Below are 12,447 nucleotides of genomic sequence, written 5' to 3' on the forward strand. Positions count from 1 at the left end.
GCCAACGGCACGTATCGAGGATGGCGGCACTGCATCGCTCTACCGCCTCGCGCGCATGTTCGCCCAATGAGAACCATCACCGAGTCAGCGCCACCTGCCCGAGCAGCGGTGGCATGAATCAGGAGAGAAGATGTCACTGCCTTCAGGATTTCGCCCTCTTGCACTGAGCACGGCCATTGCCGCCATTGTCATGAGTGGTCTGGCGCCGGCCATCAGCCATGCCGATACCCGCCCGACTTCCGCGCCCGCGTCGTCCCTCGCGCCGGCCGCCAATTCCGCCTCAAGCACGGCGCCCGCCAGGGCCGAGCAGGCCAGTCCCGTCATCAAGAGCGAGAACGACCAGCGACTCTATCGCAGCCTGACCCTCGACAACGGCCTCAAGGTCCTGCTGGTCAGTGATGCCAAGGCCGACAAGGCCGCCGCCGCCGTCGATGTCGAAGTCGGCAGCGCCCAGGACCCCGACGATTTCCCGGGGCTGGCACACTTCCTGGAGCACATGCTGTTCCTCGGCACCGATCGCTATCCGAAGCCGGATGCCTACCAGGACTTCATCACCAAGCATGGCGGCCAGCACAACGCCTTCACCGCCAGCCAGGACACCAACTACTTCTTCGACATCGACCCGGATGCCTTCGATGAGGCACTGCCGCGCTTTGCACGCTTCTTCGTCGCCCCGCAGTTCAATGCCGACTACGTGGATCGCGAGCGCCATGCGGTCAATTCCGAGTATCAGGCACGCCTGCAGGACGATGGCCGGCGCATCTACGAGGCTGTCGAGGCGGCCCTCAACCCGGAACACCCCTTCAACCGCTTCAGTGTCGGCAGCCTCGAGACCCTCAAGGACACCGAGGCCGGCAGCCTGCGCCAGCGTCTGGTCGACTTCTATCAGGCCCACTACGGCGCCAACGTGATGCGCCTGTCACTGGTCGGGCCGCAGTCATTGGAAACGCTCGAACAGCTGGCCCGTGACAACTTCAGTGATGTGCCCGACCGCGGGCTGTCGCGCCCCGAGATCACCACGCCCCTGGCCAGCGGTGACGAGCTGCCGGCACGCCTTGAGGTCAAGGCGCTCAAGCAGGAGCGCAAGCTGTCGTTCATGTTCCCCATCGACGACCCGATTGCCCACTACCGCTCACAGCCGGTCAGCTACCTGGCCAACCTGATCGGTCATGAGGGCGAAGGCAGTCTGCTGGCGGTGCTAAAGGACAAGGGCTGGGCAGATGGCCTCTCGGCCGGCGGTGGCCTCAGTGATGGCGAGCATGCCCTGCTCAGCGTCGACATCAGCCTGACCCCGGAGGGCGCGCAGCATCAGGCGGAGATCCGTGCCGCGCTGTTCGACTATCTGGCGCTGATCCGCGCTGAGGGCATCAACGACTGGCGCTATACCGAACAGGCACAGCTGGGCGAGCAGAGCTTCCGCTTCCAGCAGCGCAGCTCGCCGGTCAATCTGGCCAGCAATCTGGCGATGATGATGACGCGCTATCCGATCGAGGACGTGCTGGCGGCGCCCTACCTGATGCAGGACTTCGACCCTGACCTGATCAAGGACACCCTCGCTCGTCTGACACCCGACAACCTGCTGGAGGTCTACTCCGGCCCGCAGGTGGAGGGGGATCAACAGGGCGAGTGGTTCAAGGCGCCCTACACCCTGACGCGCCTGACGGCGGATGCCACTGCTCAACCAGCCGGCGGCGACACCCTGGCCAGCCAGCTGGCGCTGCCCAGTCCCAACCCCTATCTGGCCAAGGACTTCCGCGTACTCGACCTGGCCGACGCCAAGCCGAGCCAGTTGATCGATGAGCCCGGTGCCGAGCTCTGGTATCAGGGCGATGCAAGCTTCGGCGTGCCGAAGGCCGAATGGCGCTTCGGTCTGCTCAATCCCGACGTCAGTCGCTCGGTGGATGATCAGGCCATGAGTCAGGTGCTGGCGGCGTGGCTGAATGACAGCCTCAACGCGCGTCTGTATCCGGCGCGTCTGGCCGGGCAGGATGCGCTGGTCTATGCCCATGGGCGTGGCATCACCCTGCAGTTCAGTGGCTGGCGTGATGGTCAGCAGCCGGAAATGCGTGAAGTGCTCGACCAGCTGGTGAATGGCGAGATGGCCCCCGCCACGCTGGAGCGCATCACTCAACGCCTGCGTCGCAGCCTGCAGAATCGCGTTCAGGCACCGCTCTACACGCGCCTGGGTCGCAGCCTCAGTGAAACGCTGGTCGGCCTGCCGAGCACCGCCGAGCAACAACTGGCGGCCCTGGACAAGATCGACGCCCAGTCACTGGACAGCTTCCGCAAGCGCTTCCTTGCCAAGCTGCACGTGCAGGCGATGGTGACCGGCAACCTGACCGCCGACCAGGCCCGCGAGACCGGCCAGCTGGTGATCAACGGGCTTGCGCCGCGCATCACGCGCGAGGCGGTGCCAGACCTGGAAGTGCGTCAGGTCACCCAGCACACGGTACTGCGCCCGGACAGCACACGCGGCGATTCCGGTGCCCTGCGCTACCTGCAGGGCAAGGACCGTACGCTGCAGTCCCAGGCCCGCATCGCGGTGCTGGGTCAGCTGCTCGAAGCGCCCTTCTACAGCCAGCTGCGCACCGAGGAGCAACTCGGCTATATCGTCTCCGCACGCTATTCGCCCATGCTCGATGCGCCGGGGCTGAGCCTGCTGGTGCAGTCGCCGTCCAAGGACAGCAAGACGCTGTTCTCGCGCATGGATGCCTTCCTCACCCGCTTCGACAACCGCTTACAGTCACTGGATGAGGCGGCGCTTGCCAGCTACCGCGACGCCGTCGTCGACAGCCTGACCCAGAAGCCCCGCAAGCTGTCCGAGCTGGCAGCGCGCAACTGGAGCGAGCTGAGCTTCGGCTGGACAGGCTTTGACCGCCGCCAGCAACTGGTCGCGACCGTCGAGCAGGTCAGCGCGCAGGATATCCGCGCCATCTGGCAGCAGCTCAATGACTCCAGCGCGCTGGAACTGGCCTTCGACCCCGGCACGCCCAGCGACTTCGACCAGCGCCTCACGAAACTGGACCTGCCGCCGCTGCCCGAGGCGCCGCGCGCCGAGACAGGCGCGACCCTGGCGGCACCCTCTGCCGAAGCCAGCGGCAATGCTCAGCATTGAGTCTCGCCGGCCCGCTAGCGGCTTGGCGGGCAAACAAGGCGCCGGCCCTCACCGGACGGGCGCCTGAAACGACAAGACCCCGACGAGGTGCAGTTCAATAACCGCGTCGGGGTCTTGTTCATTCATGCCTTGCCGGCAAGCACAGCGGGCCGGCTAGCCCGTCATCAGCCGAAGGCCTGCGGCGGCATGATGCCTTCCACGTACATCGCCAGTTCTTCGAGAATCTGCACGCGGTCCGGGTCCTGTTCGCTCTGGGCCAGCCGCTGGATCTCGCTGACGAAGCCCTTCACGGTCAGGCTCGCGACCTGCTCATCGTTCATGCGCTCCCAGCGCCACTGCTCCCAGCGTTCGCGCTCGGCGGAATTGAGCGTGTAGCCGTAGCTGCGCGCACGATAGCGGAACAGCATCTCCTCGAGTCGGCCATCCTGGAAGGCGAACGGCGTATCGTCGAGCGCCTCGGGATGGGTGGCCCGTACCCGCTCCATCTCCTTGCGGTCCGCAGGCGAGAAGAAGCCACCGGAATAGAGCATCAAGTCCGGATCAGCCGGGCCGGCCGGCGGCGCCTCGGCGAATACCTGCGCCACCTTCACGCCGACACCGGCGTTGTCCTTCAGCCACTTCCAGTGCACGCGACACTGGGCGGGGTCGATCTTGAAGCGCGCGGCGATCTCGCCGTACTCGCCCTCATGCGGCCCGGATACATCCTTGAGCGCATTGGCCGGCAGCAGCACCGGGCTCTTGTTGAGATGGATGACCTTGAGCGGAATCCGCTCCTCGCCTTCCGCGAGGTCATCGGCACTGGCGAAGACACGGGCACGAATCTCTTCCGGTGACAGCTCCATCAACGGCGCCGGGTCGACCGAGAGGTCATAGACGATCACGCCATTGGCATTCGAAGGATGCTCCGCCAACGGCACCACCAGCGCGCCACAGGCCCGCGAGGCCGGATAGCGACGCGAGATGTGCAGCATCGGCTTGCGTGCGCCGATATCCAGCAGGCTGGCGACATGGCGCTTGTTGCGTAGCTTGAGCAGATAATCGAACAGCCGCGCATTGCGCGACTTGAGCAGACGTGCCAGCGCGATGGTGGCGCGCACGTCCACCAGCGCGTCATGCGCGCCGGCGTGCTCGATGCCATTGGCCGCCGTCAGATGCTCCAGACGGAAGCTGGGCGCACCATCTTCTCGTTTGGGCCATTCGATGCCCTCCGGGCGCAGGGCATGGAAGGCGCGCACGACATCGATCAGGTCCCAACGCGAATTGCCGTTCTGCCACTCACGTCCGTAGGGATCGAGGAAGTTGCGGTAGAACAGATGACGGCTGACTTCATCATCGAAGCGCAGGCTGTTGTAGCCCAGCGTGCAGGTCCCCGGCACGCTCATCTCGTCATTGATGCGCCCGGCGAACTCGGCCTCGGGAATGCCGCGACGTTCGGCCTGCTGCGGGGTGATGCCGGTGATCAGACACGCCATCGGCTGGGGCAGGAAGTCATCGGCCGGCTTGCAATAGAGGGTCAGCGGCTCGCCGATCTCATTGAAGTCAGCATCGGTACGGATGGCCGCGAACTGCGAAGGACGGTCACGGCGCGGGTCGGCGCCGAAGGTCTCGTAGTCGTGCCACAGGAAGGTGGGCTCTGCCACAGGATGTCTCCACGCGGGCGGTCGAAAAATGAACGTGCCAGAGCACCGTCTCCAGCGAGGCTGGCACGGTGCTCTGGCAGGCAATGGGCATGGGCTGGGTCGGGACGTCGCAGGCGGTGCCCGCTCGGCAACGCCTCAGGTAGCAAGCACCCGACGCCCCGCGAACTCAGGCCTCGCCGGGGCGCGGCAGAGTGACGTTGAGTTCCAGCACCGAGCAGTCGTCTTCGCGGTCCAGCGAGATGTTGATGGCATCCTGGTCGACCTGCACATACTTGCGAATCACCTCGAGCAGCTCACGCTCCAGCATCGGCATGTAATCCGGCTGGTCACGCTGGCTACGCTGGTGCGCGACGATGATCTGCAGCCGCTCCTTGGCGACATTGGCGGTCTTCTTGCGCTCTCGCTTCAGAAAATCCAGTAATTTCACTTGCGCCCCCCTCCAAACATTCTGGCCAGCAGGCCGCGCTTCTCGACTTCATGGAAACGCAGCTGCACTTCCTCGCCCAACAGGCGGGACACGCAATCCACGTACGCCTGGCCGGCATCGCTCTTCTGGTCATGCGTGACCGGCACACCCTGGTTGGACGCGCGCAGCACGGCGTCGGATTCCGGAATCAGGCCGATCAGCGGGATCGACAGGATTTCCTGGATATCGGTCAGGTTGAGCATGTCACCGCCGGTGACGCGCGCCGGATGGTAACGGGTGATCAGTAGGTGTTCACGCACCGGGGTGTCGCCATTCTCGGCGCGACGCGTCTTGGAAGACAGCAGGCCGATGATGCGGTCGGAGTCACGTACCGAGCTGACTTCCGGATTGGTCACCACCACGGCCTCGTCAGCGAAGTACATCGCCAGCTGGGCACCGCGCTCGATACCGGCCGGCGAGTCACAGATGACGTAATCGAACTCCTCGCGCAGCGCGTCGAGCACCTTCTCGACGCCTTCCAGCGTCAGCGCGTCCTTGTCACGGGTCTGGGAGGCCGGAAGGATGTGCAGGTTGTCGATGCGCTTGTCGCGGATCAGGGCCTGCTTGAGATTGGCTTCGCCCTGGATGACGTTGACCAGGTCATAGACCACACGGCGCTCGCAGCCCATGATCAGGTCCAGGTTACGCAGGCCCACATCGAAATCGATCACTACGGTCTTGTTGCCGCGCAAAGCCAGTCCGGTGGCAATGGCGGCGGCGCTGGTCGTCTTGCCGACTCCGCCCTTGCCTGACGTCACTACGATAATCTTGGCCAAAGGTATCTTCCTTGCTGAGAGTCCCTCGCCGAGCGAGGATCACCTGTAAATATTGGATATCGTTCAGAACACAGTGCTGGGGTCAGCCGAGTCGTGCGATACAGAGTTGGTCGTGTTCAAGCACGACTTCGACATTGGCACCCAGCAGGCGATTGTCGATGTCATCGAGTCGCTTGTAGGTTCCGGCCACCGAGAGCAGCTCGGCGTGCAGTTCCTTGCAATAGATGCTGGCGTTGCGATCGCCATGGATACCCGCCAGCGCGCGGCCACGCAGAGCGCCATAGATGTGCACACTGCCGGCGGCCAGGATCTCGGCGCCGGCATTCACCGCGCCGATGATGACCAGATCGCCCTCCGGTGCGCTGACCTGCTGGCCCGAGCGCACCGTGCCGCGATACACCTTGCTGGCGTGGGCTGGCTCCGCTTTTTCAGCCGCGCTGTCCGCGACCATCTCGGCAGGCTCGGCGACCGGTTCAGCGGCCACCGGCGGCACGGACTCGAGGGAGCGCCCGCGATTCTCCTGCGGCGGGAACCACCCCAGCCCCAACGCCCAGGCGGACTGACGCACCGGGTCTCCACCGCCACGCACCGCGACCGGCAGCAGCTTGTGCCCTCGGCAGACGGCACAGATGCGCTCCAGCGCCAGATGCGGCTCGTCGAGCTTCTCGACGCTCAGCACCACCGGCGTATGTTGAAAGAAGGCCGGCGACTGGCTGAGCTTGCTGGCCAGCTGAGCACGGATCTGCTCCGGATCACCGCTGACCAGCTCCATGACCGTCATCGGCAGCATGCCGCCCTTGAAGGTGAAGGCCTGAGGGGCCCTGTCCGTACTGAGACTCATGACCTGACTCCGGTTGCGTAAGGAGTGTCGAAGCCCTCCGACACTCTTGATGATGCACGTGCTGTTCACGGCATCCTCAAGGCGACCCTCGAATGGAAAGGCCACCTGAATAACATAGCTCGCCGTCGCACACGGCACAGCGACTGCTTGATAGGCGCCGAGCATGAATGACAGACACTGAATGGCATAGCGGTAACGTACAAAACTATGTGAGCGAACACAGTGCTGCAACTGATGATACGGCCAGCAGCAGGCACTGTCAGGTGTCGCGAGCCTACGACGTGGCTCCCTTGCCGACCTGCCACCCGCCGCCGGTCGCCCTGCACGCCGCCGCGCGCGTGCAATAAGGCACATCGATCGACATGCGATACCACACAACGGGGGGCTGTGACTGGTAAGATAGCGGGGTGACGAAATTCATGCGCCGTCACTCCGCCCACTCCGTCGTGCCCACCCGATTGCACCCGCCGAGTGTGCGGCCAATTGTTGCGCCCCTCTATTTTTTGCCTGGATAACCGCTCTCTCATGACCGGACTGCTCTCCCGCCTCACTGGCCGCCTGTTCACTCCTCGCTGGCAACACGCCAACCCTGCCATTCGCTCCGCTGCCACTGACCAGCTTGATCCGGAGATTCCAGACCAGCGCAAGATCCTGGAGACCCTGATTCTCGAAGATGACGCCCTGGAAGTGCGCCATGCCGCCCTGACGCGCATGCAATCTCCCGAGCGCCTGCTGCCGCTGCTCGACCGCGCCGATGGCCTGGTACGCGAGCGCCTGATCGAACTGTTGAGCGGCGGCCAGGATGCGCCCTCACTGTTGAGCCGTGAACAGCTGGTCGAGCGCCTGGACGATAGCGAACTGCTGTCCGCCGTGGCGTCCCGCGGCGACAACCAGCAACTGCGTCTGACCGCACTGAGTCGTCTGGAAGATGAAGAGGCGCTGATCCACCAGGCCTGCCACAACACCATCGCCGCCGTGCGCCATGCTGCCGCCGCCCGCATCACCAGCCAGGCCGGCCTCGAGCGTCTGGTGCGCGATGCCAAGCGGGACCGCCACGTGCAGCGTCAGGCGCGCGACACTCTCGCCCAGCGCCGCGCCGATGCTCAGCAGGCCGACGCGCTGGCCGCCAGCCGCGACAACCTGCTGCGCCAGATGGAGAAGCTGCCGCGTCAGGCGTGGGAAGACAGCGTGCCCTCGCGTTACCGCTCGCTGCTGCGCGAGTGGGAGCGTCTGCCGGCCGCGGACTACGAGATTCAACAGCGCTTCGAAGAGGCGCGCCAGCAGGCGCACAAGGTCATCAGCGACCATGAGGCCCGCGAGGAAGCCATTCGCGCCCATGAGCGCCTGAGCGCCAACCTCAATACGCACCTGGAAGAGATCCTCAGCGCCGTGGATCAGGCGCGGGAAGACCTCTACAGCCGCGACTGCGTCAATGACCACGACTTCGCCAGCCTGCAGGCCCAGCGCCGTCTGCAGGGAGAACGCTGGAGCGAGTTGACCGACCAGTTCTCGGCCCCGGCCGAACTGCTCGAACGTCAGCAGCGCCTGCAACAGCAGCTTCAGGATGCCCTCGATGCCTGGCATCGCCATCAGCTGTGCCAGGGCGAGCTGGATGCCGCGCTGGTCGACAATGACATCGACCAGCTGCGTCGTCTGGAAAGCGAAGTGGCCTGGCCTGCGGGTCTGCCGCAGACTGCCAGCCTGAATGCGGTGCGTCAGGCGATCAGCGCGGCGCAGCCGGAAGAGCCGGAAGAGGCAGCGCAGGAGCAGGACGCGCTCGATGGCAGCCCTGCACAAGACGCCGAGTCAGCCGACGCCTCCCGCGAGAGCGACGGCGCTGCGCGCAAGGCGAGCCTGGATCTGGACGCACTGGATGCCGAACTGGCACGCCTGGAAGCGGATCTCGATGCCGGCAAGCTCAAGCCGGCCAGCCGTCTGCATCGTTCACTGCGCGATCGCACCGAAGGCCAGCTCGACAATGCCCGCCAGACACGCCTGCGCCAGCTGGGCGCGCGTGTCGCGGAACTCCGTGACTGGCAGAACTTCGTCGCGGCGCCCAAGCGCGAGCAGCTGCTCGAGGCCATCACCACCCTGAGCGAGCGTGATGACATCAGCGATGAGCAGCGCGACCGCCAGCATCAGCAGCTGATTCAACAATGGCGCGAGCTGGGTGATGCGGCCGCCAGCCGCGATGCCAGCCAGGCCTTCCGCACCGCCTCTGACGCCATCAAGCTGCGCCTGCGGGATTACCGCGAATCGCGCAAGCAGCTGCGTGAACACAATCTGGCCATGCGCGAAGCGCTCTGCGAGCAGCTCGAATCGCTCAACGGCCACGCCATGGATGATGCCGACCCCGACTCCCTGCGCCAGATCCGTGATCGCGCCCGTGAGGAATGGCGTCGCCACACGCCGGTGCCCGCGGGCCCCGGTCGCCAGCTGTCGCATCGATTCGGTGAGGCACTGACGGCACTGCAGGGGCTGATCGACAGCCGCGCGGGCCAGATCGCCGCCGCCAAGCAGGCACTGGTCGATGCCGTCGAGGCGCTGGCCAATGAGGACTCACCGGCACGTGCCCGCGCCGAACAGGCCAAGGCACTGCAGAGTCGCTGGCGCGAGATGGGCCGCGCGCCCAAGGGCGAAGAGCAACGCCTGTGGGCCGCCTTCCGCGCGGCGTGCGACCGCATCTTCGCCGCGCGCGACCAGGACCGCGAAGACCGCGACAGCCGCGAGCAGGCACGTCTGGATCAGTGGCAGGCGCTGATCGAGCGCCTCGACAGCTGGGAGCCGGAGACGCTGGAAGACGCCGCCCTGCTCGATGACGCCCTGAAGGAAGCCGACACCCTCGGCCCGCTGCCGCGCGGCAAGCGGGGTGACGGCATGCGTCGTCGCTGGACCGGCATTCTCAAGCGTCGTGAGCAGCGTCTGGATGAACTGCACGCCCTGCAACTGCGCGAGGAATGGCAGCAATGGCGTGATCTGCTCGAACAGCACGCCGTGGCGGATGCCAGCGCTCGCAACGGCGACGTGCAGGATGTCGAGCTGCCGAACACCTCGGCCTTCGACGACAACAGCCGTCAGGCCAATGCGGCGCGCAACCAGATGCGCCAGGCCCTGCCGAGCAACTGCAGCGCCGCCAATGAGCGCCTGGCCGAGCTGCGTGTCCACCTGGCCATTCTGTTCGAGGCCCCGCTGGGCAGCGAAGATGAATCACGCCGCCTGACCGTGCAGGTCGCGCGCATCAACCAGCAGCTGGGTGAGCGCATGGAGCGTGAAGAAGAGCTGGATGAGGTGCTGGATGCGCTGCTCGCCAACGGTCCGCTGGACTGGGACGCCTGGCAGACCGAACTGCCGCGCTTCGATGCGCTGTTCAATCACTGAGCCAGTGCTCTTGAGCTGGTGACGACGCGCACGCAAGACTGAAGCCATGGCAACGAAAAGCCCCCGCCTCGAGAGAGACGGGGGCTTTTTCATTCTCTTGCCAGGCGGGGCCGGGTGCCAACCCTGCACTGGCTCGCGCTAGCGCAGGGCATCAGCCCATGAACTGGCCGCCATTGATATCCAGGTTGGCACCGGTGATGAAGCCGGATTTCTCGTCGGCCAGGAAGGCGACCGCACGTGCGATCTCGTCCGGCTGACCATAACGCTTGACAGGGATGGTCTCGCGGATCGATTCACGGATCTCTTCGGGGATCTTCATGATCATGTCGGTGGCGATGTAGCCCGGCGACAGGGTGTTGACGGTAATGCCCTTGGTCGCGGTTTCCTGCGCCAGCGCCATGGTCAGACCATGCATGCCCGCCTTGGCGGCCGAGTAGTTGACCTGGCCGAACTGGCCCTTGCGGCCATTGATGGAGGAGATGTTCACGATGCGGCCGTACTTGTGCTCCAGCATGTCATTGATGACGGCACGGCAGGTGTTGAAGACGCTGTCGAGGTTGCAGTTGATGACTTCGCGCCACTGCTCATAGCTCATCTTGCGCATGGAGGTATCACGCGTGATGCCGGCGCAGTTGACCAGAACCGCGATCGGACCGAAGCGCTCGCGGATTTCGTTGACGCCTGCCTGACAGGCTTCGAAGTTGTCCAGCTCGATGCCGGACAGTGCGATGTTCTCGAACCCGGCAGCGCGCTGTTCCGACAGCCACCCCTCTGCCTTTTCCTTGTTCCTGTAACCCGCAATTACCTGATACCCCTGGTTCGCCAGCTCGCGGCAGATAGCGGAACCAATGCCACCGGTACCACCGGTAACCCATGCGACGGGTGCTGTTTGTGTCATCTTATTGTGTCTCCCTAATCCTGGAACGTCCTGTGTCCTTGGCTTGGGCACAGCTTGGCGAATCTGCGGACACCCCCGCCCTGAGAAAACGAGAATGCCTGCAACGACAACAATGACCCGCGTCTCTAACAGCCTGATGACAATCGTGCACTCTGTGACGCCTGCCATCCGCCTGCGCGAGGCGCGTCACCCTCAGTATGGACAGGATGCAGCGGGAATGTATGTAGCAGATCTCTCACACAAGATGCCGATAATCGCTCAAGAGGCGCAGACGGGTTGGTGACGACTCACCGGACACGAGAAGTTTGCGTCAATTACGGGATAACGGTTGACGCAGCACTGTATATCCTTATACTACGCCCCACGTTGATGCGGGGTGGAGCAGTCTGGTAGCTCGTCGGGCTCATAACCCGAAGGTCATCGGTTCAAATCCGGTCCCCGCTACCACTGACAAGTCGTTGCCTATCAGGCAATTGCCGGTCAGACACCAACGTGATGTTGCGGGATGGAGCAGTCTGGTAGCTCGTCGGGCTCATAACCCGAAGGTCATCGGTTCAAATCCGGTTCCCGCTACCAACCTCTGATGCGTCAGAGTTGGAGCAAAGGCAGTACCCAGTGTTGCGGGGTGGAGCAGTCTGGTAGCTCGTCGGGCTCATAACCCGAAGGTCATCGGTTCAAATCCGGTCCCCGCTACCAAGAATTCGAAAGGCCTGATGCCATGCATCAGGCCTTTTTCGTATGCGTGAAATTCCTGTGCGATGATGGCGAGGAAGCCGGTTCACGGGCCTGGCTACTCCTATCCACACCGGGCCTCTTCACACCCGGCCCTTCACACTCATCACGTCAGTCCCAAGGGAGTGCCTGCATGCGCCACTGGCTGGTCAAGACCGAACCCGATGCCTTCTCGCTGGATGACCTGCGCCGCGAATCACCGGCGCTCTGGGATGGCGTGCGCAACTATCAGGCGCGCAACTTCCTGCGCGAGATGCAGCTCGGTGATGTCGTGCTCATCCAGCACTCCAGCTGCAAGTTGCCTGCGGTGGTCGGACTGGCCGTCGCCCTGCCCATCGCGCGCCTGAAGGCCCGGCCCGAGCTGGCGGACAGCCACCTGGTGCGCCGCGCACGCCTGTCCGTGATGCCGCTCAGCGAGAGCGAAGCCGCCTGCATCGCCAGCCTGGCCGGCGACACCCTGCTGCCGTGAACCGACGCGCCCGGGACGCTCGCGCGAGGAAGTGTCCGGCAGCGCCTTGAACTCCTCTGCGACGGGCCGCATCATCAGGCCAACCGGCTCGCGCGCGAGCCTTGAATCGCAGACAGAATTTCGGGGCATGCA

General features: G+C 64.6%; 8 protein-coding genes and 3 tRNA genes. 6 read left to right on the forward strand and 5 right to left on the reverse strand.

Annotated elements, in window-relative coordinates:
• Positions 1-130: 130 nt before the first annotated feature.
• Entirely contained in the window at positions 131-3,115 is a 2,985-nt protein-coding gene (locus AOG28_RS16835) for an insulinase family protein (RefSeq protein WP_152965468.1), read from the forward strand.
• Positions 3,116-3,279: 164 nt separating this feature from the next.
• Here AOG28_RS16835 and sbcB read toward each other — a convergent pair whose 3' ends face one another.
• From sbcB to minC, 4 genes are all read right to left on the reverse strand, one after another.
• Positions 3,280-4,755 (reverse strand): exodeoxyribonuclease I, encoded by a 1,476-nt coding sequence (gene sbcB, locus AOG28_RS16840; RefSeq protein WP_043336470.1) that lies wholly within the window; start codon positions 4,753-4,755, stop codon positions 3,280-3,282.
• A 166-nt stretch (positions 4,756-4,921) separates the two neighbouring features.
• Positions 4,922-5,182, reverse strand: a complete 261-nt coding sequence (minE, locus tag AOG28_RS16845) for a cell division topological specificity factor MinE (RefSeq protein ID WP_043336475.1) — start codon at positions 5,180-5,182, stop codon at positions 4,922-4,924.
• Positions 5,179-5,997, reverse strand: coding sequence for a septum site-determining protein MinD (gene minD / locus AOG28_RS16850; RefSeq protein ID WP_054557277.1), 819 nt, complete (start codon positions 5,995-5,997; stop codon positions 5,179-5,181). Before minD ends, minE begins: the two co-directional genes overlap by 4 nt.
• An 82-nt stretch (positions 5,998-6,079) precedes the next feature.
• Entirely contained in the window at positions 6,080-6,838 is a 759-nt protein-coding gene (gene minC / locus AOG28_RS16855) for a septum site-determining protein MinC (RefSeq protein WP_054557278.1), read from the reverse strand.
• Between the two features lie 525 nt (positions 6,839-7,363).
• Between minC and AOG28_RS16860 the strand changes: the two genes are divergently transcribed.
• Positions 7,364-10,216 carry a DUF349 domain-containing protein gene (locus AOG28_RS16860; protein WP_054557279.1) on the forward strand — a complete coding sequence of 951 codons (2,853 nt, stop codon included), beginning with the start codon at positions 7,364-7,366 and terminating at the stop codon, positions 10,214-10,216.
• 151 nt (positions 10,217-10,367) lie between these two features.
• Here AOG28_RS16860 and phbB read toward each other — a convergent pair whose 3' ends face one another.
• Entirely contained in the window at positions 10,368-11,114 is a 747-nt protein-coding gene (gene phbB / locus AOG28_RS16865; RefSeq protein WP_043336510.1) for an acetoacetyl-CoA reductase, read from the reverse strand.
• A 370-nt stretch (positions 11,115-11,484) separates the two neighbouring features.
• On the opposite strand from phbB, the gene AOG28_RS16870 reads away from it, so the two are divergent.
• The 4 genes from AOG28_RS16870 (at position 11,485) to AOG28_RS16885 (ending at position 12,315) form a co-directional block, all read left to right on the forward strand.
• Positions 11,485-11,561: transfer RNA gene (locus AOG28_RS16870), tRNA-Met, on the forward strand.
• Between the two features lie 52 nt (positions 11,562-11,613).
• Positions 11,614-11,690 (forward strand) — tRNA-Met (locus AOG28_RS16875).
• A gap of 43 nt (positions 11,691-11,733) precedes the next feature.
• Positions 11,734-11,810 (forward strand) — tRNA-Met (locus AOG28_RS16880).
• Between the two features lie 169 nt (positions 11,811-11,979).
• Positions 11,980-12,315 (forward strand): EVE domain-containing protein, encoded by a 336-nt coding sequence (locus AOG28_RS16885; RefSeq protein WP_054557280.1) that lies wholly within the window; start codon positions 11,980-11,982, stop codon positions 12,313-12,315.
• The last annotated feature ends 132 nt before the right edge of the window (positions 12,316-12,447 follow it).

It is taken from the genome of Cobetia sp. UCD-24C, from assembly GCF_001306765.1.
Taxonomy (GTDB): domain Bacteria; phylum Pseudomonadota; class Gammaproteobacteria; order Pseudomonadales; family Halomonadaceae; genus Cobetia; species Cobetia amphilecti.

Bases quoted from the DNA above. Each gene is read 5' to 3' on its own strand.
- AOG28_RS16885 (WP_054557280.1), top strand. From the start codon at position 11,980: ATGCGCCACTGGCTGGTCAAGACCGAACCCGATGCCTTCTCGCTGGAT.
- phbB (WP_043336510.1), bottom strand. From the start codon at position 11,114: ATGACACAAACAGCACCCGTCGCATGGGTTACCGGTGGTACCGGTGGC.
- AOG28_RS16835 (WP_152965468.1), top strand. From the start codon at position 131: ATGTCACTGCCTTCAGGATTTCGCCCTCTTGCACTGAGCACGGCCATT.
- minC (WP_054557278.1), bottom strand. From the start codon at position 6,838: ATGAGTCTCAGTACGGACAGGGCCCCTCAGGCCTTCACCTTCAAGGGC.
- AOG28_RS16860 (WP_054557279.1), top strand. From the start codon at position 7,364: ATGACCGGACTGCTCTCCCGCCTCACTGGCCGCCTGTTCACTCCTCGC.